The 19,890-nt window shown below is 57.6% G+C and carries 20 protein-coding genes; 11 read left to right on the top strand and 9 right to left on the bottom strand.

Translation table 11 applies throughout. The features are described 5' to 3' along the window. Positions 1–33 precede the first annotated feature (33 nt). The gene (locus CJF39_RS10320; protein WP_094993329.1) at positions 34–2,028 is read right to left on the bottom strand and encodes an alpha-1,4-glucan--maltose-1-phosphate maltosyltransferase; all 1,995 of its coding nucleotides are present in this window, start codon (positions 2,026–2,028) and stop codon (positions 34–36) included. A gap of 227 nt (positions 2,029–2,255) precedes the next feature. Between CJF39_RS10320 and CJF39_RS23030 the strand changes: the two genes are divergently transcribed. Continuing rightward, entirely contained in the window at positions 2,256–2,426 is a 171-nt protein-coding gene (locus CJF39_RS23030) for a hypothetical protein (protein WP_170942668.1), read from the top strand. 25 nt (positions 2,427–2,451) lie between these two features. After that, the gene (locus tag CJF39_RS10315; protein WP_094993328.1) at positions 2,452–2,691 is read left to right on the top strand and encodes a DUF3203 family protein; all 240 of its coding nucleotides are present in this window, start codon (positions 2,452–2,454) and stop codon (positions 2,689–2,691) included. A gap of 46 nt (positions 2,692–2,737) precedes the next feature. Here CJF39_RS10315 and CJF39_RS10310 read toward each other — a convergent pair whose 3' ends face one another. Beyond that, a complete protein-coding gene (locus CJF39_RS10310) occupies positions 2,738–3,298 on the bottom strand; it encodes a maltotransferase domain-containing protein (protein ID WP_262373572.1) in 561 nt (186 codons plus the stop codon). A gap of 347 nt (positions 3,299–3,645) precedes the next feature. Between CJF39_RS10310 and ccoG the strand changes: the two genes are divergently transcribed. Together ccoG and mapR are read left to right on the top strand one after the other, a co-directional pair. Further along, positions 3,646–5,067 carry a cytochrome c oxidase accessory protein CcoG gene (gene ccoG, locus CJF39_RS10305; protein WP_094993326.1) on the top strand — a complete coding sequence of 474 codons (1,422 nt, stop codon included), beginning with the start codon at positions 3,646–3,648 and terminating at the stop codon, positions 5,065–5,067. Positions 5,068–5,165: 98 nt separating this feature from the next. Then, positions 5,166–6,575: a GntR family transcriptional regulator MpaR gene (mapR, locus tag CJF39_RS10300; RefSeq protein ID WP_094993325.1), complete on the top strand. Its 1,410-nt coding sequence runs from the start codon at positions 5,166–5,168 to the stop codon at positions 6,573–6,575. A gap of 25 nt (positions 6,576–6,600) precedes the next feature. On the opposite strand, the gene CJF39_RS10295 is transcribed toward mapR, so the two are convergent. Continuing rightward, positions 6,601–7,011, bottom strand: a complete 411-nt coding sequence (locus CJF39_RS10295; RefSeq protein WP_094993324.1) for a hypothetical protein — start codon at positions 7,009–7,011, stop codon at positions 6,601–6,603. Between the two features lie 222 nt (positions 7,012–7,233). Here CJF39_RS10295 and CJF39_RS10290 point away from each other — a divergent pair, with 222 nt between their 5' ends. Genes CJF39_RS10290 through CJF39_RS10280 form a run of 3 tightly spaced genes read left to right on the top strand, consistent with a single transcriptional unit; the run spans position 7,234 to position 13,007 of the window. Then, positions 7,234–10,452 carry an efflux RND transporter permease subunit gene (locus CJF39_RS10290; protein ID WP_094993323.1) on the top strand — a complete coding sequence of 1,073 codons (3,219 nt, stop codon included), beginning with the start codon at positions 7,234–7,236 and terminating at the stop codon, positions 10,450–10,452. After that, complete coding sequence (locus CJF39_RS10285) at positions 10,442–11,608, top strand: efflux RND transporter periplasmic adaptor subunit (RefSeq protein ID WP_094993322.1); 1,167 nt, start codon at positions 10,442–10,444, stop codon at positions 11,606–11,608. The genes CJF39_RS10290 and CJF39_RS10285 overlap by 11 nt, the downstream gene beginning before the upstream one ends. Next, positions 11,592–13,007, top strand: a complete 1,416-nt coding sequence (locus CJF39_RS10280; protein ID WP_094993321.1) for an efflux transporter outer membrane subunit — start codon at positions 11,592–11,594, stop codon at positions 13,005–13,007. Before CJF39_RS10285 ends, CJF39_RS10280 begins: the two co-directional genes overlap by 17 nt. Before the next feature lie 109 nt (positions 13,008–13,116). Here CJF39_RS10280 and CJF39_RS10275 read toward each other — a convergent pair whose 3' ends face one another. Then, on the bottom strand, positions 13,117–13,476 hold the full coding sequence (locus CJF39_RS10275; RefSeq protein ID WP_094993320.1) for an SPOR domain-containing protein: 360 nt from the start codon (positions 13,474–13,476) through the stop codon (positions 13,117–13,119). 252 nt (positions 13,477–13,728) lie between these two features. Between CJF39_RS10275 and csrA the strand changes: the two genes are divergently transcribed. Together csrA and CJF39_RS10265 are read left to right on the top strand one after the other, a co-directional pair. Further along, a complete protein-coding gene (gene csrA / locus CJF39_RS10270; protein WP_047274922.1) occupies positions 13,729–13,923 on the top strand; it encodes a carbon storage regulator CsrA in 195 nt (64 codons plus the stop codon). A gap of 299 nt (positions 13,924–14,222) precedes the next feature. After that, positions 14,223–14,753 (top strand): DUF1269 domain-containing protein, encoded by a 531-nt coding sequence (locus CJF39_RS10265; RefSeq protein WP_094993319.1) that lies wholly within the window; start codon positions 14,223–14,225, stop codon positions 14,751–14,753. A gap of 58 nt (positions 14,754–14,811) precedes the next feature. Here the strand turns inward: CJF39_RS10265 and CJF39_RS10260 are convergent, their stop codons facing one another. After that, a complete protein-coding gene (locus tag CJF39_RS10260) occupies positions 14,812–15,228 on the bottom strand; it encodes an Ivy family c-type lysozyme inhibitor (protein ID WP_094993318.1) in 417 nt (138 codons plus the stop codon). Positions 15,229–15,292: 64 nt separating this feature from the next. Then, on the bottom strand, positions 15,293–15,613 hold the full coding sequence (locus CJF39_RS10255; RefSeq protein WP_094993317.1) for a YbjQ family protein: 321 nt from the start codon (positions 15,611–15,613) through the stop codon (positions 15,293–15,295). 247 nt (positions 15,614–15,860) lie between these two features. Between CJF39_RS10255 and ppnN the strand changes: the two genes are divergently transcribed. Further along, on the top strand, positions 15,861–17,234 hold the full coding sequence (gene ppnN, locus CJF39_RS10250; RefSeq protein WP_094993316.1) for a nucleotide 5'-monophosphate nucleosidase PpnN: 1,374 nt from the start codon (positions 15,861–15,863) through the stop codon (positions 17,232–17,234). A gap of 71 nt (positions 17,235–17,305) precedes the next feature. Here ppnN and CJF39_RS10245 read toward each other — a convergent pair whose 3' ends face one another. After that, complete coding sequence (locus CJF39_RS10245) at positions 17,306–17,839, bottom strand: DUF3087 family protein (RefSeq protein WP_094993315.1); 534 nt, start codon at positions 17,837–17,839, stop codon at positions 17,306–17,308. Positions 17,840–17,921: 82 nt separating this feature from the next. Then, positions 17,922–18,626, bottom strand: coding sequence for a glycoside hydrolase family 19 protein (locus CJF39_RS10240; RefSeq protein WP_094993314.1), 705 nt, complete (start codon positions 18,624–18,626; stop codon positions 17,922–17,924). A gap of 291 nt (positions 18,627–18,917) precedes the next feature. Here CJF39_RS10240 and CJF39_RS10235 point away from each other — a divergent pair, with 291 nt between their 5' ends. Further along, positions 18,918–19,370 carry a hypothetical protein gene (locus CJF39_RS10235; protein ID WP_094993313.1) on the top strand — a complete coding sequence of 151 codons (453 nt, stop codon included), beginning with the start codon at positions 18,918–18,920 and terminating at the stop codon, positions 19,368–19,370. An 8-nt stretch (positions 19,371–19,378) separates the two neighbouring features. Here the strand turns inward: CJF39_RS10235 and CJF39_RS10230 are convergent, their stop codons facing one another. Next, positions 19,379–19,849 carry an Lrp/AsnC family transcriptional regulator gene (locus CJF39_RS10230; RefSeq protein ID WP_094993312.1) on the bottom strand — a complete coding sequence of 157 codons (471 nt, stop codon included), beginning with the start codon at positions 19,847–19,849 and terminating at the stop codon, positions 19,379–19,381. Positions 19,850–19,890 lie beyond the last annotated feature (41 nt).

The following is a 19,890-nucleotide window of genomic DNA, read 5'->3' as shown; positions in this document are numbered from 1 at the left end:
GCGAGGCCGCCTGAGCAGCGGCTCAAGGCTCGGTTAAAGAGGTTTGATGCGCCAGATGCCGAAGGGCTGAACCTGAGGGTCGAGGCGGGTCCACTGGGTTTTCCCGTGCCAGGTCCAGCGGTGGCCACTCATCAGGTCTTCACCTGCGGTCGCGGCATCGTCGGGCAAGCCCAGTTCCCACAAGGGCAATTCAAAGTGGGCTTCCTGCACGTGGTGCGGGTCGAGATTGATCGCCACCAGCACAAAGTTGCTGCCATCGGCGCTGCGCTTGCCGAAATACAGAATGTTGTCGTTCCAGGCGTTGTAGAACGTCAGGCCCAAATGCGTGTGCAAGGCCGGGTTTTGGCGGCGGATGCGATTGAGTTGCGCGATCTCGGGCACGATGTTGTCGGGCGCCGTGAAATCCCGTGGTCGAATCTGATATTTCTCGGAGTCGAGATATTCCTCGCGCCCCGGCAAGGCCGCGGATTCGCACAATTCAAACCCCGAATACATGCCCCACAAACCCGAGCCCATGGTTGCCAGCGCGGCACGGATGAGGAACCCGGCGCGCCCTGACTCTTGTAAAAAGCGTGGGTTGATGTCCGGGGTGTTAACGAAAAAATTCGGGCGAAAGCACTCGCGCAACGGGCTCTGGTTGAGCTCGGTAAAGTACTGGGTCAGTTCGGCCTTGGTGTTGCGCCAGGTGAAATAGGTGTAGCTCTGGGAATAACCCACCTTGCCCAGCCGCGCCATCATCGCCGGGGTGGTAAAGGCTTCAGCCAGAAAAATCACGTCGGGGTGGGTGCTTCTGATGTCGGCAATCAGCCATTGCCAGAATGGCAGCGGCTTGGTGTGCGGGTTGTCCACACGGAACAGCTTGACCCCCTCTTCAACCCAGCCCAGCACGATGTCACGCAATGCCAGCCACAGTGACGGGATCGCATCCGGGGCATAAAAATCGACGTTGACGATGTCCTGGTATTTCTTCGGCGGGTTCTGCGCGTAGCGAATCGTGCCGTCGGGGCGCCAATTAAACCAGCCGGGATGCTGGGTAAGCCACGGATGGTCCTGCGAACACTGGATGGCGAAATCCAGCGCAATCTCCAGCCCGTGTGAAGCGGCGGCCTGCACCAGACGGCGAAAATCCTCACGCGTGCCCAATTGAGGGTGAATCGCATCGTGCCCGCCCTCTTCGCTGCCGATGGCATACGGACTGCCAGGGTCGTCGGGGCCGGCTTGCAGGGCATTGTTCGGCCCCTTGCGATGACGGCGGCCGATGGGGTGGATCGGCGGAAAATACAGCACGTCAAAGCCCATGTCGTGGATCATCGGCAGCCGATCAATCACGTCATTAAACGTTCCGTGCCGGGCGGGATCGTTGGTCATCGAACGCGGGAACAGTTCGTACCAGCTGGCAAACTCGGCCAACGGGCGCTCCACGTCCACCGGGTACTCAGGGCTGAGGCTGACGTAGGCATGGTATTGCGCCTGCGCCATGAGATGGGCGCTGCTTTCATGGAGGAACAGCGCCACTTGTTCGGTTTCAAGCAAGCCGGCGAGTTGAACCAATAAAGCCTGCAACTGCGCCTTAAGCGCATCCTGCGTGCGCTCGATCGCTTGTTGGACCAGCACCCGTCCTTCTTGCAGCTCAAGGCTGACGGGGACCCCGGCCTGATGCTTTTTCTCCAGTTCATGGCAAAAGCTGGCAAAGCGATCAATCCAGGCTTCAATGCAGAACACATAGCGCCCTTGCAATGGCACGCCGAACTGACCCCGCCAGCTATCATTGCCAAGAAATGTCATGGGCGTGGTTGACCACACGTCCTCTTCGACCCGACGCCAATGCAGCCTCACGGCCAGTTGATCGTGTCCATCGGTAAAGACGTTGGTGGTGACCTCAACCGTCCGCCCTTGGGTCGCCTTGACGGCGAACTGGCCGTTATCCAGCACCGGGGAGGTGCTTTCAATGACGATGCGCGGCAGCAACAACGCATGGGACAGAGGCAATACAGCGGTTGAATCTGAATCCGGGAAATCAGCAGTCATCGAGCATCACTCCTCACGCCCATGGACGCTAACGTGTGTCGTTTTGAAGCACTTTCCGGCATTGGCACCGGGCACTTAGCTTGGGAGGCAGCATCCGGTTTAAAAGTTCAGACTGTTTTGCGACGACCCGCTGGTCGTAATGCGGGAGTTTTTTACCGGGGTACGGGGTCAACCGTCTTGAAGACCTGCCGTTAAGCCGCGGCGCTAGCCAATCGAGAGGCCCACTGATGACGATTCCGATCCCTGCACACACACCGGACCCGAACATTGATGATCCGGTGATCCCACCCACTGATACACCGCCCATCCCCGAGCAGGATCCTTTGCCCGAGGCCCCAGAGCCAATGGGCGATCCACCCACTAAAGTCCCGCCAATTAAAGCGTCAGCCATCCTTTGACCTGCTGATTCAGGAGATTGACCCCATGAGCTTAGTTATTGACCGAACCCATAGCACCTGTGTCTTTACCTTGCCCGCCGGCACGCTGCAGGTAGACCTGCCCAAGGTCGTCATTATTAACAGTGACCCTTCTGGCCTGTCACAGGCGTTGGTGGGGGAAGAGAAAATTGCAGTTACCGAGGAACAAGCGGAGGAGTTGGTCAGCGCTGGCGCGATCGATCAACGAGAGATGCTGCATGCCACCACCGACGGCTCACCCATATAAGCCATGCGCACGGTGAGCGACGTTAAGGCGACGCTCACCGCAGCTGTCAACGGACTACGTACAGCGGGTATTCCGGGCTCAGGGTCAGGCAAGTGCGCAATTGGGTGTCACGCATCAGCGCTTTGGTGGTTTCACTCATTAACAACGTGATTTGCGCTGGCGGCGGCAAAAGGCTCAGTCGCTGGTGAAGTTCGATCAATGGTTGTTGCCGCGACGCGTCACAGTGTTCATACGCCCGAAAAATGTGAGCCAGCCCCAGGTCGATCAGCTCGGCGGGCGATGTGTCTGCCTGCATCGCTTTCTCCAGCGTCAGGCAATACCCGGCGTAACTGTCAATCCATGCGTCAATACAAAACACATGTGGCCCGGGTTGTGCGAACAGAATCTGCCCGTACCACACACGGTTACCCAGCGTATGCATGTACTGACTCTCGCCATCGCAGCTGTCAACGTGCCGCCATCGGACAATGACGGCCAATGGCCCGGAGGTGAGGCAATAGACGTTGCTCGTGACCTTGAACAATTGGCCGACAATCGCTTTGGCCGGCTTATGGCCGTAACTGACTACTGGCATAACCTTTTCAATCACGATTCGCGGTGTTTCCATGCCGAATGCGGATCTTTCAGCACCTGAATCTGGCTCAAACCTTGCCCCAGCGGCCATCTAAAGTAACCCCACTTCAATCATGTGTTTGCGCAAATGTCCGGTTGCAATCCGGACTCACTCATCAGGTGAGTCGCTGTTTCATTGATCCTTGTCAGCATCTGCCAAGACACAATGAGTTACAAGTCGCGACCCAATAAATACAACGGCGTTACCCGGTGCAGCAGGTTGTCGCAGGTGTTCGAAATATGGCATCTGATACGCTTTTAAAACAGATAGCTGAGCCTGTTATGCAAACAGTTCGCTGGTCATAGTGCACGGGCCTGATGGAGGCTGATGAGCGATAGACCATGAGCGAACATATTCCCGTCCAGATAATTGAATCCTTTGAGGCTTCTCGACCCAAAGCCGCAACAGTCAAATCCACACACCGTGATAACGCAATCCATACCCGCAGCTTTACCGGGCTGTTTCGAACCCTGCGATTAGTCGGCGCCGGTTTTCTGTTTCTACTGTTCTTCGGCACTGTCTGGCTCAGTTGGGACGGACGCCAAGCAGTGCTGTGGGACCTGTCTGAAAGCAAGTTTCACATTTTCGGCGCGACCTTTTGGCCTCAAGACTTCATTTTGCTGTCAGGGCTATTGATTATCGCCGCGTTCGGTTTGTTCACTATCACTGTGTTTGCCGGACGTGTGTGGTGCGGCTACACCTGCCCGCAAAGCACCTGGACGTGGCTTTTCATGTGGTGCGAAAAGGTCACCGAAGGCGACCGCAACCAGCGCATCAAGCTCAAAGCCGCGCCCTGGGGCATCAACAAAGTCGCGCGCCGCACCGCCAAACATGCGCTGTGGCTGGCTATCAGCGTGATGACAGCCTTGACCTTTGTCGGTTATTTCACGCCGATTCGTCCGCTGGCCACTGAACTGCTGACCCTCGAGATGGCTGGCGTCAGTTTGTTCTGGGTGCTGTTTTTCACCGGTGCCACTTACCTCAACGCCGGGTGGTTGCGTGAAGCCGTGTGCATGCACATGTGTCCGTATGCGCGGTTCCAGAGCGTGATGTTCGACAAGGACACACTGGCTATTTCCTATGACGTGGCCCGTGGCGAAGCCCGTGGACCGCGCAAACGCGGCGCCGATCCCAAACAGGCCGGGCTGGGCGATTGCATCGATTGCCACATGTGCGTGCAGGTGTGCCCGACGGGCATCGACATTCGCGACGGCTTGCAGATGGAATGTATTGGCTGTGCAGCCTGTATCGACGCCTGTGATTCGGTCATGGACAAAATGGGCTATGACCGCGGGCTGGTGCGCTATACCTCCGAACACGAGTTGCAGGGTGGCAAGACCCACCTGCTGCGCCCGCGCCTGATTGGCTATGCCGTGGTGCTGTTGGCGATGATCGGCGCGCTGGTGGTGGCGTTGAACCAACGCAGCATGGTGTCACTGGATGTGATCAAGGACCGGGGCCTGTTCCGTGAGAACAGTCAGGGCCAGATCGAAAACATCTACAGCCTGAAAATCATCAACAAAACCCAGGAGACCCAGCACTATCGGGTGTCGCTCAAGGACGGCGAGGGTTACCAGTTGCAAGGCAAAACCGAGTTGACGCTTGCTCCCGGGGAAATCACCGACCTGCCGGTGTCGGTGGCCCTGCTGGCCGATCGCCCGACCAGCAGCTCGCAAACCATAACGTTCGTGGTCACTGACACCGATCAGCCCAGCGTGCGTGGCGTCGCTGATAGCCGTTTCGTGGCGCCGCTCAATCGCTGAGTGCACACCGGCCCTGTTTGCGCTGCGATAACCGGCGGCGACAGGTAGAGTGTCGGCGCTGAAACTTTTTGAATAATGCCGGACCGAGCCTTGCCTAGATGAAACGTTACGAAAAATTTGCCGACGATATTGCCGAACTGATCCGCTCCGGGGTGCTCGGCCCCGGCCAACGGGTGCCTTCGGTGCGCTACGCCAGCCAGACGTACGGCGTGAGCCCGTCCACCGTGTTTCAAGCGTATTACCTGCTGGAGCGCCGCGGTTTGATTCGTGCCAAGCCGCGCTCCGGGTACTTTGTAAACGCCCATACACCCAGCCCGTTTTGTGAACCGGCGTTCAGCAGCCACGTCACCGAATCCACGGAAGTGGACGTCAGCGCACTGGTGTTTTCGGTGCTCGACTCGATCAAAGACCCGCACACCGTGCCCTTTGGCTCGGCGTTCCCGAGCCCGACGTTATTCCCCCTGCAGCGCCTGGCCCGTTCCATGGCCACTGCCAGCCGCGAAATGGACCCGCGCATGGTGGTAACCGACATGTCCCCCGGCAACCCGCAACTCAGGCGGCAAATTGCGCTGCGTTACATGGTGGGCGGGCTGATGCTGCCCATGGAGGAGTTGCTGATTACCAACGGTGCGCTGGAAGCCTTGAACCTGTGCCTGCAAGCGGTGACCGAACCCGGCGATCTGGTGGCCATTGAAGCGCCTGCGTTTTACGCCTGCCTGCAAGTGCTTGAGCGGCTCAAGCTCAAGGCCGTGGAAATCCCCGTGCACCCGCGCGAAGGCATTGACCTGGGCGTGCTGGCACAAACCCTGGAACGCCATCCGATCAAAGCAGTCTGGTGCATGACCACCTTCCAGAACCCGATTGGCGCGAGCATGCCGGATGCCAAGAAACAGGCACTGGTCGACCTGTTGCGCACCCATCAGGTGCCGTTAATCGAAGATGACGTGTATGCCGAACTGTATTACGGCCAACACGCCCCTAAACCGGCCAAAGCCTTCGATACCGAGGGGTTGGTGATGCACTGCGGCTCGTTTGCCAAAAGCCTGGCGCCCGGCTACCGGATCGGCTGGGTGGCAGCGGGCCGCTACGCGCAAAAAGTCGAACGCCTGAAACTGATGACCTCGTTGTGCGCTTCCATGCCAGCCCAGGCCGCCATCGCTGACTACCTGCAGCATGGCGGTTACGATCGCCACCTGCGCAAATTGCGTTACGCGCTGGAGGAACAGCAAAGCGCCATGCTGGCCGCGATTGGCCGTTACTTCCCGGCTCAAACCCGTGTCAGCCAGCCAACGGGCGGTTACTTCCTGTGGCTGGAACTGCCCGAACAAATGGACTCGCTCAAACTGTTCCAGATGGCGCTGGCGCAAGGCATCAGCATCGCACCGGGCCCGATCTTCTCAGCGACCCAGCGGTTCCGCAATTGCATCCGCCTCAACTATGGTAGCCCGTGGGATGAAGCGAGTGAAAAGGCCATGGAAACCTTGGGGAAAATCGTGCGCTCGTTTTAGCGCTCCCGCCAACCGAGGCGTCACGCTATCCCGGCATGCAAGTGAAGTCCGCCGTGTGTGCCACTTCCTTGCCCTGCCCATCCACCAGCCGGGCCTTGATGTGCGAGCCCAGGCTCGACTCGATCAGTTGGTAACGGGCGCCAGCCTCGAAGCCCTGGTAGCTGACGTCACCTTGGCAATCAATCTGATTTTGATCACCGCTTGCCCCTTCAAACAACGTGACGTCCAGCCGGTGCGCGCCCGGTGTCACCTCAAAAAAACGCCCATCACGGGTGTTCTTGCCATCCACACGTTCGGCCATCAGGTCGTTGCTGCCCTCTTCCTTGAGGCCAATCCATGCCTCGCTCGGGTCTTGTCTGGGCATTGGCCCGGCACAGGCCGACAGGAACAGGGCAAGGCTCAGGCCAGGAATCAACAGCAAGGGTTTGAAAATCATCGCAACGTGCCTCGCAAAACAGACCATCGAAATGACGGGGCTGACCTTCTCCCGTCGAACAGGCCTTCAGCTTGGCCGCCTTCGAACACAGCGCCAAATGAAGGTCAATGAAGGGATTTTCAGCCGTTACTTAAAGGATCCTTCATGTGCCTGAAAGCGCCGCGTTAGGTGCCAGCGGCAACACTGCCGGGGTTTGCAATTCCACTCCCCGGAGGTTCAGGCATGCTCGGGCTGGTAAAGACCGCACTGCACAAGCCCTACACGTTTATCGTGTTGGCGATTTTCATCTGCATCATTGGCCCTCTGGCTGCTGTGCGAACGCCCACGGATGTGTTCCCGGACATCGGTATTCCGGTGGTCGCCGTGGTGTGGCAATACACCGGGCTGGCACCCGCCGACATGGCGGGACGGGTGATTTACACCTATGAGCGCTCACTCAGCACGACCGTGAATGACATCGAACACATCGAGTCGCAGTCACTGCCGGGCATGGGCATTGTGAAAATTTTCTTCCAGCCCGGCGTCGATATTCGTACGGCCAATGCGCAAGTCACCGCAGTATCCCAGACCGTGCTCAAACAAATGCCGCCCGGCATTACGCCGCCGCTGATCCTTAACTACAGCGCCTCCACCGTGCCGATTTTGCAGTTGGCATTCTCCAGCCCCACGCTGTCCGAAGCGCACATTCGCGACCTGGTGCAGAACAGCATCCGCTTGCCCCTCAGCGCCCTGCCCGGTCTGGCCATGCCGACCCCCATGGGCGGCAAACAGCGCCAGATAACCCTCGACCTTGATCCGCAAGCGCTGGCCGCCAAAGGCCTGTCGGCACAGGACGTGGGCAATGCGCTGGCGGCACAAAATCAGATCATCCCCGTGGGCACGGCAAAGCTCGGCAGCTATGAATACACGGTGATGCTCAACAACAGCCCCAAGGCTATCGACGCACTCAACGACTTGCCGATCAAGACCGTGAACGGCGCGCTAATCACCATTGGCCAAGTGGCCCACGTGCGTGACGGATCGCCGCCGCAAACCAATATCGTGCGGGTCGATGGCCACCGTGCGGTGCTGATGCCAGCGCTGAAAAACGGCAACATTTCGACCCTTTCGATTGTCGACGGCATTCGCGCGATGTTGCCGCGCATCAATGAAACCCTGCCGCCGTCACTCAAAACCTCGTTGCTGGGCGACGCCTCGGTGTTCGTCAAACAGTCGGTGGGCAGCGTGGCGCAGGAAGGTGTGATTGCAGCCTTGCTGACCAGCGCCATGATTCTGCTGTTTCTCGGCAGTTGGCGTTCGACGCTGATCATTGCGGTATCCATCCCGCTGGCGGTGCTGTCGGCCATTGCCTTGCTGGCCCTGAGCGGGCAAACCCTGAACGTGATGACACTGGGTGGGCTGGCCCTTGCGGTGGGGATTCTGGTAGACGACGCCACGGTCACCATCGAGAACATCAACTGGCACCTTGAACAGGGCAAATCGGTGCGCGATGCGATTCTGGACGGTGCGAAACAGATCGTCGGCCCTGCGTTTGTTTCGCTGCTGTGCATCTGCATCGTGTTTGTGCCGATGTTCATGCTGCAAGGCATTGCCGGTTACCTGTTCCGCCCGATGGCGCTGGCGGTGATGTTCGCCATGGGCAGCTCCTTTCTTCTGTCGCGCACGCTGGTGCCGACGCTGGCGATGTTTCTGCTTAAACCCCACGTGCCTGAGCAAGGCCTCGGCCATCATCCCGAAGACCGCTACATCAATCATCACGAAGGCCAACAGCACGCGCAGCCACATTCGCCGCCCGTGCGGGCGTTGCTGCGTTTTCAGCAAGGGTTTGAGCGCCGCTTTTCTGCTGTGCGCGACGGCTACTACGGGTTGCTGACGCTGGCGCTGACGTGGCGCAAGCGATTCCTGCTGGTGTTTATGGGGGGTGTATTGGTCTCGTTCGCGTTGCTGCCCAGCCTTGGGCAAGACTTTTTCCCCGCTACCGATGCGGGCGCGCTGGCCTTGCACGTGCGCTTGCCGCTGGGCACACGCATTGAGGAAAGTGCTGCAGCGTTCGACCGCATCGAGTCGCGCATCCGCGAGGTGATCCCGGCAGATCAAGTCGACAGCATCATCGACAACATCGGCATTGCGCTGAGCGGGATCGACATGGCCTACAGCAGCAGCGGCACCATCGGGCCGCAGGACGGCGATATTCAGATCACCCTCAATGCCCGTCATGGGCCAACGGCGGGGTACGTGAAAACATTGCGCGAAACCCTGCCCGACAGTTTCCCCGGCAGCCAATTTGCGTTTATGCCCGCCGACATCAGCAGCCAGATCCTTAACTTTGGCGCCCCCGCGCCGCTGGACGTGAAGATTTCCGGGCGTGATGACACGGCCAATCGCGCCTATGCCCAGGTATTGATGCGCCGTTTGCAGCATGTGCCGGGCATCGCTGACCTGCGCATTCAGCAGTCGCAGGGGTATCCCTCTTTGCAAGTGAATGTGGACCGTCAACGCGCCAACGGGTTGGGAATTACCGAGCGCGATGTGACCAATAGCATGGTGGCATCCCTTGCGGGCAGTTCGCAGGTGGCGCCAACGTTCTGGCTTAACCCGCAGAACGGCGTCTCCTACGGGGTGGTCGCGGCCACGCCACAATACCGCCTGGACAGCCTGCCGGCTCTGCAAGCGCTGCCAGTAACAGGGAGTAACGGCCAGTCACACGTCCTTGGTGGCCTGGCGACTATCCGCCGCGTGCAAAGCCCGGCGGTGGTGACGCACTACAACATTCAGCCGACCCTGGACCTGTACGCCAACCTTCAGGGGCGCGATTTGGGCGCCGTGGCCAGCGACGTGCAAAAGGTTATTGATGGCGCCGCCGACCTGCGGCCCAAAGGCGCGGTTATCCGCCTGCACGGGCAGATCGACGCCTTGCATGAAGCCTTTAGCGGTTTGAGCTATGGATTGCTGGGCGCGGTGGTGCTGATTTACCTGCTGATCGTCGTCAACTTCCAGTCCTGGCTGGACCCGTTCGTCATCATCACCGCCCTGCCCGCGGCGCTGGCCGGGATCGTGTGGATGCTCTTCCTGAGCGGCACCTCATTGTCTGTACCCGCCCTGACCGGCGCCATCTTGTGCATGGGGGTGGCGACCGCCAACTCGATTCTGGTGGTGAGCTTCTGTCGCGAACGCCTGGCTGAGCATGGCGACGCGTTGAAGGCTGCGCTGGAAGCAGGCTACAGCCGATTCCGTCCTGTCTGCATGACGGCGCTGGCCATGATGTTCGGGATGCTGCCGCTGGCGCTCTCGGAAGAACAAAACGCGCCGCTGGGCCGCGCCGTGATTGGCGGCCTGATGTTGGCCACCGTTGCCACCCTGTTATTCGTGCCCGTGGTGTTTAGCCTGGTACACGGTCGTAACAACACTCGCGCTGCTGGAGAAACGCCCCATGTCGTCTGATCAAAACCCTTCGCGCAAGCGCTTGATGTACCTGGGCATCGGCGGCCTTGCGCTAGTCGCCCTGCTGGTAGCCAACGGGCTGGCGGCCCGCAGCCGGCATGAGCGCGCGGTCAGCCAGTGGACAGAAGCGGCTGCCCTGCCGGTAGTGAGCGTGTTGCAGCCCCAGCAAAACGCCCGGGGCGACACCCTGCGCTTGCCCGCCCACCTTGAGGCCTGGAGCAAGGCGCCCATTCATGCCCGCGTGAACGGCTACTTGAACAGTTGGCAAACCGATATCGGCAGCAAAGTGCAAGCCGGTCAGGTGCTGGCGCTGATCGACAGCCCCGACCTGGACCAGCAATTGGCCCAAACCCGCGCCCATATGCTGCAAGCGCACGCCAATGCCAGGCTGGCGGCGACTACCGCCGCGCGCTGGCAACACTTGCTGGCGTCGCATTCGGTCTCGCGTCAGGAAGCCGATGAAAAGCAATCGAATGCGGCCGCCGCCCAGGCCAATGCGCAAGCGGCCGAAGCTGATTTCGCACGGCTTTGCTCACTGGAGGCCTACAAGACCATTCGCGCGCCTTTCGCCGGGACCATCACTGCGCGCCATACGGACATTGGCCAGTTGATCAAGGCCGATACGGACAGCGACACCGAACTGTTTGACATCGCTGACACCCACCAACTACGCCTGTACGTACCGGTGCCGCAGAATTACGCCAGCGTGATCCGCCCCGGCATGCAAGCTCAACTTTCGGTGCCGGAACACCCGGGGCACACTTTCAGCGCGCGTCTGATTGGCAACTCAACCTCGGTTGACCCGCGCTCGGGCACGCTGCTGGCGCAATTTGTTGTACCCAATCTCAACGGCGCGCTGATGCCCGGCGACTATGCCGAAGCCGTTCTGGCAGTTGCGCCTGACACCCAGGGCGTCAGCATTCCCGCCAGCGCGCTGATTTTTCGCGCTCAAGGTACGCAAGTGGCGCTGCTGGATGCCACGCAGCACGTGCACTTGCGCACCATCCACATCGGCCTGGACCTGGGTGATAGGTTGGTGGTCGATCAAGGGTTGAAACGTACCGACGCTGTCATCGACAACCCACCGGACGCCTTGCGCGAGGGTGATGCCGTAAGGCTCGCGAACCAGGGGGCGTCCCATGCTGCCAAGGCTTAAGTTCGCGCTATTACTGGGGGTCCTGGTGTTGCAGGGCTGTTCGTTGGCACCCACCTACAGCGTGCCGACGATCGCACTGCCCGCACACTATCGAGAACAAAGCCGTGTTGGCCCCTGGCATCCTGCGCGCCCTGCAGATCAACGCCCGCGGCAGTGGTGGTGGGTGTATCAGGACGCACGCCTGAACGCCCTGCAACAACAATTATTGAACGCCAATCCCGATCTGGCAGCGGCGCTGGCGCATTTTGATGCGGCCCAGGCGTATGCCAGCCAACTGCACGCCGGACTGTTCCCACAACTCACGGCCAGCGCCCAACCGTTGCGTGAACGTCAATCAGAGAGCCGCCCGTTGCGGGGTGCGACTCAACCGTCGGTGTACAACAGCAATACGGCTGGCTTCGCGCTGAATGTCGACCTCGATTTGTGGGGCAAAATCCGCAATCAGGTGGCGGCCGGTGGTGCACAAGCGCAGGCGGCGGCCGATGATCTGGCGGTCGCGCGCTTGAGTTTGCAACGGCAGTTGACCGATTTGTATGTGCAGCTCGACGGTCTGGATGCACAACAGCGCATTTTGTCCCGCTCGCTGCAAGATTACAGCCAGGCCCTGCAACTGACCCGTGCCCGTTATCAGGGCCAGATTGCCTCAGAAGTTGACCTCACCCGCGCTCAGACCCAACTGGCCGAGGCACAGGCGCAACTGGATGAGGTGCGCGGGCAACGCAACCTGACTGAGCACGCCATTGGCGAACTGGTGGGCGAACCCGCCAGCACGTTTGAACTGGCCGCCCGCGAGCCGACCCTGTGCCTGCCGGAGCAACCCGACACCTTACCTGGCGCATTGCTGCAACGTCGCCCCGACATCGCCGCGGCGGAGCGCCGGGTATTTGCCGCCAATGCACAGATCGGCGTAGCGAAAGCGGCGTGGTACCCCGACTTCAGCTTGAGCGGATTGATCGGCGGGCAAACCCAGGGCGCTGGCAACCTGTTGGCGGCCAGCAACCGATTTTGGGCGCTAGGGCCGTTGGTCAACTTGCCCATTTTTGACGGCGGCCGTCTGGATGCTCAGGCGCGTCAGGCCAGGGCAGAATTCGAAGAAGCCAGCGCGTTGTACCGCAGCACGGTATTGCACGCTGTACGGGAGGTTGAAGACAACCTGGCTCAGTTGCGCGACCTGCGCCAGCAACAATTGGACGAACAGGCCGCTGCCAATGCGGCACAGAACACCCAGGCGCTGGCCGTGCACAGCTATGAAGCGGGGGCGGTCAGTTATCTGGATGTCGTCACCGCGCAAACCGCTGCGTTGCAAGCGCAACGTCAGGTACAGGCGCTGCGCACCCGCCAATTGCAGGCCAGCGTGGCGCTGTTGACATCATTGGGTGGAGGCTGGGGCAGGCGTTGACACAAGGCAAAACGCATAACGGCGCCGCTGCAAAAAAAATAATTGCACGGTGCCGTCCAAGTCCGCTGGTTGACGCTACGCTTAGGCAGCAAAGCAGCGCACTGATTCGTTAATGGGTGAGTTGATCGGCTGGCAACTCGATAACCTTGGCTTGCAGGTTGTCGAGTTTAGTGGTCAATCGGGTCAACATCGCCTGCGCCTCATCCCGGGTGTTGAAAGGTCCGAGCAGGACGCGCTGAACGCCATCAATGACCGCAATATAAGAGCTATAACCATGTTCCAACAGCCTGGCTGTCAGATCACTGAGCGCTTGAGTCTCGCCCAATTTGACCTCAACCGCCCATTGAGCCATCGGCGCCTGGACAGTCGATGTTTCAGAAGCTGCTTTAGCCCGTTGAATTTTATCGTTAGACTCCTGACCGCAAGCCGTCAGGGCCAATATTGCTGTCATTACGATGACTTTACGCACTGCGTATCCCCTATCTTTTTGAGTGGGTCGATTTTATCACTGGGACAGCGGCCTTTGCTCTCCTTGAACAAATCCAATCTGCCCTTATCTAAGACACATAGGCGAGAGCTTTCCTCGTACAGGGAATTGCCCCTCTGGCTATGACGTCTGTAATGAGCGGCGCATTTATATGCAGTTAGCAGTATTCTGTAGCCATGAACGAAGCCGCACCGTCTCAGAGACGTGCCATACAAAGCCATCAAGGAGAAAAAAATGCTGATACTCACCCGTAAAGTTGGTGAAAGCATAAACATCGGTGACGATATTACGATCACTATTTTAGGTGTCAGCGGCCAACAGGTCAGAATTGGCATCAATGCACCCAAAGACGTAGCCGTTCACCGTGAAGAAATTTACCAGCGTATCCAGGCAGGCCTGACAGCTTCGGACAAGAACGATCAGCAATAAATCTCCGAGGTATCAGCCCTTGGAGTAAGTGTCAGGGCTGCTCAGCCAGCCCTCCTCTTTCCTTTCTCACACACCTTGTTCACCCCTTCGTTAATCCCCTGCTGCGCCCTCCTGCGACAACCTGAACGGTGTATCGACTTGACGGTTTCGAGGTCTGCGACCACGCTCATTGCTCGCAGCTGCTGATGAACTGCTGCATCGCTGCGTAACAAGGTGTTAACCGTGTAGCCACGCCTTGAGGCATACCTCTTGATTCAGCCCCCTCCGGGTTGGAACTGTACAGTCAAGGAATGAAAGACATGTCTGATTTAATCGTAGTGGGATTTGACGATACTGAAAAAGCTGACCGCGCCTTGACCAAAATGGTGTCGTTGAGCAAAGAGCATCTGGTGGAACTGGAAGATGCGGTCATTGTTGTGCGCAACAACGAGGGCAAGGTACACATCAAGCAGAGCGTCAATCTCACCGCCCTTGGCGCGACTTCCGGTCTGGTCACAGGCGGTTTGTGGGGCGCTCTGGTTGGGCTGTTGTTTCTCAACCCGCTGGCAGGCTTTGCCATCGGCGGCGCGCTCGGTGCGGGCACAGGCGCGCTATCGGGATCGTTGAGTGATTACGGTATTGATGACGACTTCATCAAGTCGCTGAGCGAAACCATTCCCAATAACTCTTCAGCCTTGTTCGTGCTGTTGCGTAAGTTCCAGCCAGAGAAAGTGTTGAAGGAACTTGAAGATTCAAACTTCAAGGGCAAAGTATTACGCACTTCTCTTTCGCCCGAACAAGAAGAAAAGCTTCAGGCTGCACTCTCTCAAACCAGCCTGACGAAGTCGTAAAGCCAGCCAGCCGCTCAATCGACCGCCTCACAGGGCGGTCGATCGGTTTGGGCCCATCTCAATCGGTGGGGTTGTTGTCCGCAAACGATTTATTGAGCAGCTTTTTAATCGTTTCATCCGGCATGCCCAGAAACTGCTGATCAAACTCTTCAGCGTTTTCGGCGCGAACTGAGAGCAAACCCCACGCCTGTTTACCATCGGGACTAAACACCACATTCAACTGATTGGCTGCACAATCGTGGGGTTTACACATCTGGCCGACGGTGTAGGTTTTGCCGTCCATGACCACCTTCTCTACGGGGGCCGCTGTGCCCTGACCGATTGTCACCCACTGCGGGTAAGCCAGCATGGCCTGATATGCCTTTTTATAAGGCGCTTGTGTTGTCAGCTCAGGCAGACGGCTTTCAGCGCAGACGCCCGTTGCAATACCCGCCGCAACTAAGCCCAACAACACACGGTTTAAAAATCCAGTCATCCGGTAGCTCCTTCTTATTCCCAAAACCTTACGGCGTGATAAGTGCCACAGGTTTAGCGCAGTTTCAGTTCAAGCGCACGGCAGTACCGGTAGCAAATACCACCAGCATCCCCCCGCGACCTGACGGCATACTGATTTCAAAATTCAATCCCACAATCGCATCGGCCCGCAGCACGCCCGCACGCTCACGAATTTCGTCCGTGACTTCTGCCCGGGCTTCTTTCAATGCACGTTCCAGGGTCTGCGAATGCCCGCCGAAAAAATCCCGCATACCGGTAAAAAAATCCCGCACCACGTTGATACCGTGTACGGACTCCGCACTGACTACACCCAGATACTCCGTAATTTGACGGCCTTCAATTCGGTGAGTGGTGGTAATGATCATTAAAACTTCCTTAGGGCATGTGAGGTCGTACAGCAGGCCTCATCGAAGGACAGGTTACCTCAGACCATGAGGACACAACCGGGTTCATCATCACTCCCCTGCAGCTCTGGTCTTATGAGCAAGCAGTGTTACTGTAGAGGCCGACTGAAAAACAGCCGGCATGAAAAAGGACATGCACCCCGCGCTGGTAGGTTTGAAGGTAAAAACTGCGTCAGGTAATTTTTTGACCCGCTCAAGGAAGTTCTCAATGGTCCAAAGACACGTCATCAATGCTTCGGTCAGCCCCAAAGGCAGCCTGGAGACGTTATCGCAACGTGAAGTGCAGCAACTGAGCGAAGTGGGCTCAGGCACCAGTTACACCCTGTTCCGCCAATGTGTGTTGGCCATTCTCAACACCGGCGCTCATGTCGACAATGCCAAAACCATCCTTGAAGCTTATAAAGACTTCGAAGTCCGTATTCATCAGCAAGACCGTGGTGTTCGCCTTGAGCTGTTGAACGCTCCGGCAGATGCGTTCGTGGATGGCGAAATGATCGCCAGCACGCGTGAAATGCTGTTCAGCGCCCTGCGTGACATCGTGTACACCCAAAGTGGTCTCGACAGCCCGCGCATGGACCTGAGCACCTCCGCAGGCATTACCGACTATGTGTTCCACCTGCTGCGCAATGCGCGCACTTTGCGCCCCGGCGTAGAGCCCAAAATCGTGGTGTGCTGGGGCGGCCACTCGATCAATACCGAAGAGTACAAATACACCAAGAAAGTCGGTCACGAATTGGGTTTGCGGCTGCTGGACATCTGCACCGGTTGCGGTCCTGGCGTCATGAAAGGCCCAATGAAAGGGGCCACGATTTCCCACGCCAAACAACGCCTTACGGGCGGCCGGTATCTCGGGCTGACCGAGCCCGGGATCATTGCTGCCGAAGCACCCAACCCGATCGTTAACGAACTGGTGATCTTGCCGGACATCGAAAAACGCCTTGAAGCCTTTGTGCGCGTAGGCCACGGCATCATCATCTTCCCGGGTGGCGCAGGCACGGCAGAAGAATTCCTTTATTTGCTCGGCATTCTGATGCATCCGGACAACAGCGACGTACCGTTCCCGGTGATTTTGACCGGTCCTAAAGAAGCCGAACCTTACCTGCAACAACTCCACGAGTTTGTGGGCGCCACACTGGGCGAAGCGGCGCAAAAGCACTACCAGATCATCATCGATAACCCGGCCGAAGTGGCTCGCCAGATGACGGCCGGTCTCAAAGAGGTCAAACAGTTCCGTCGCGAACGCAACGACGCGTTCCACTTCAACTGGCTACTGAAGATTGATGAGGGTTTTCAGCGCCCGTTTGATCCGACCCATGCCAACATGGCCAGCCTGCAATTGCGCAAGGACCTGCCACCCCACGAATTGGCCATCAACCTGCGGCAGGCTTTTTCAGGCATTGTGGCCGGTAACGTGAAAGAAAAAGGCATTCATCTGATTGAGCAACATGGCCCTTACGAGATTCATGGCGATGCGGCCGTGATGAAGCCGCTGGACAAATTGTTGCAGGCTTTCGTAGAGCAACACCGCATGAAACTCCCCGGTGGCGCAGCGTATGTGCCGTGTTATCGCGTGGTGAGCTAACCCACGGCGTCATGGCTGGCCGGGCTAAAGGTGCACACGGCGGCACCCATGGCCTGGCTGGCCTTACTGTCTTATTTCAACGGCGTGAACGTTTTAACCTGCTCGATCCACGCAGGGTCCAATCGCGTTTGCTCAGTGTCGATGCTCAACGCTTCAAGCCGCGCCTTATGCAGGTCAATCTCCCGCACCATCTGGCTCAACGCACTGGAATTAGCATCCAGCTGATACATCTGGGTGATCCCCAAGTGATAGAAGCGCAACAGTTTGAGCGCGCTGACATCCCCGGCCATGACACCCGCCGTCACGTGATGCATGGCGTTTGTGACCCGCATGAGGCTGCGTTTGAGTTGCCACCCGTATACCGCAGCCGCCATCCAGGGTTGTGACCAGAACACGTAACGTACCAGCATGAAGGTGACGATCAGTGCGGCGATTACCCCGGCCAGATTCAACCTGAAGTTATCCCCGCCCGGTACGCCTGCCAGCATCACCGCCAGGCCAGAAATCACCAGCGCCAACAGAGCAAACAGTAATGCGATATAAAGCGTGCTGCGCCGGGTTTGCTGACGATAAGCCTCGGGACTCATCGGCTTGATTTCAAACATCACGGTTTAAATACCCCTGCATGGCTGGAAAACAGGCGCGCATTATGGCACCTAACCCGGCCGAGCTGAGCGTTCGCCCCTTTTATAACTCACGTGAACGTCCGGGGGCCTGACTCATCAGGTCCAGGGCTTGTTCATATAACGCTACGCGCTGAGCGTGCCCGTTAAGTCCCCCATTAATAGCGCGTGTCACACGCTCAAAATCATCGCCATCTGCCAGCTCATTGAGGTGTCGAGAACTCCAATACCAACCTGCCGACTCTACTGCCCAGCGCCATTGTTCTAGCAATTGTGGCGTGGTCAGTAAACGTTCATCCCCAAACAGGCCCAAGCTGCATCGTTGATAGTTACTCTTGCCGGTCATTTGAATCAGCCCCCTGCCGCGGTAAAGCCAACCCTCTCCTGACGCCTCATCCCCATTACCCAGACGATTGCTGTATACCCGGTTTGCAATGGCTTCAGGCTTGCGATGCAACGTCTGCGCCTCACTATTGGGAACACGTCGTAAACGACCACCCTCCATGACCGTTACGTACGCGCCCTCGGCATTTTTCTCGGCAAAACGTGAACCCCACGTTGCGGCCAAACCACCCGCACTGTAATTAAGGTTCTCAACCAACACCGTAAAACCTCCACTCTCATGACCCACCTGGGACAAAAAAGCCGCCATACGGCGCGGGGTGTTGATCTCACGCTGCTCCGCCACCCGTAGTAAAAATGGCAGGTAGTCATTCAGGAAGGGGACGCTTTTGGGGAATAACGTCGTCATTAATGCTGGCGTCAACATAGTAAACTCTTTTAGCTATTAAAAATAAAAGCTAAGCATCCGCCTGATACTCACGCACACGACCACCTTATAAATAGATACGCCTTACCATACACAGTACATTTACCGACAATATTCAACCAAACCTAACGAACCAGCTCGTGACCCCTTATGTAATGTACCTGCTTAAGCGGAGTGAACACCGGTGTGTTACACCATATAAACTTCAGCCCACACGTCTGAAAAACTCACCATACTCCAACTAACAAACACCTCATCACTGCCTAACCCACAACAACAGGAGTTCACTCTATGAACAGGCACCCTGACGATACGATGTCTATACACATGCGCTTCATAAACAAAACGGGCTACCGACTGGACTTGGTGTCAGCTCACCACACGGCCCTAGAAGGTGCCTTTCCTCCCGAGTTATCTGACAGCAACCTTGCTGTGCGCGTGGATGCCATTCAATTCATAACCCTACCCAAACTGAGGGGGGATATTCTGATTGACTATGACGTCAAAAAATCTATATTCGAGTCGCGTGCGTCTTATGCCTTCGACAATAAAACCGTTATTTTCGAAAGCAGTTTTTTATATGCTTATGAGAAAAGGCTTAATCATCGCGCGCCCAAAATCCAGTTTTACTGGACGCATCGCATTACTTGCCCCGACCACCCCGACGTGGCCTGCCAATCGCAACTCGTCAAATGCAACACCTCTAGACCCTTTAGCTACAGCGTTGACTTCTATCTCGGGTAACAACCTTATTAAAGTGCCAAGGGCATCTTGCGCAGCGGCTTTACTGACTTGAAAGAGAAACTTGAATAGATTTCCTTTACCGCCGGTAAAGTTTGGAGTACTTCACGCGCAAACTCACCAAACGACTCAAGGTCTTTAGCCACCACTTCGAGCAAAAAATCATAACGGCCCGAGATGTTATGGCATGCCACGATCTCAGGAATATCCAGTAGGCATTGCTCGAACTTTCTGGCAGTTTCCTGAGAATGGGAAGCCATCATGACACTCACAAACGCCGTAACGCCGTAGCCCAAATGCTTGGGCGACAGGATGGCTTGATAGCCGGTAATCAGCCCTTGCTCTTCGAGGATTTTGACCCGTCTCCAACAGGGTGAGGTGGTCAGCGATACCTTTTCCGCCAGTTCGGCAACTGTTAATCGCGCATTGTTTTGCAAGGCTGCTAAGGATGCTCCGATCAACTTGCTGCGCGGCGGCGGCAAGTCGTAATTTGCACGGCACGCAGCGCTATTTGCTCAAAACG

It is taken from the genome of Pseudomonas lundensis (assembly GCF_002269125.1).
Lineage (GTDB): Bacteria > Pseudomonadota > Gammaproteobacteria > Pseudomonadales > Pseudomonadaceae > Aquipseudomonas > Aquipseudomonas lundensis_A.
Note: the sequence above shows the minus strand (reverse complement) of the source record. Positions and strands in the feature narration are given on the sequence as shown.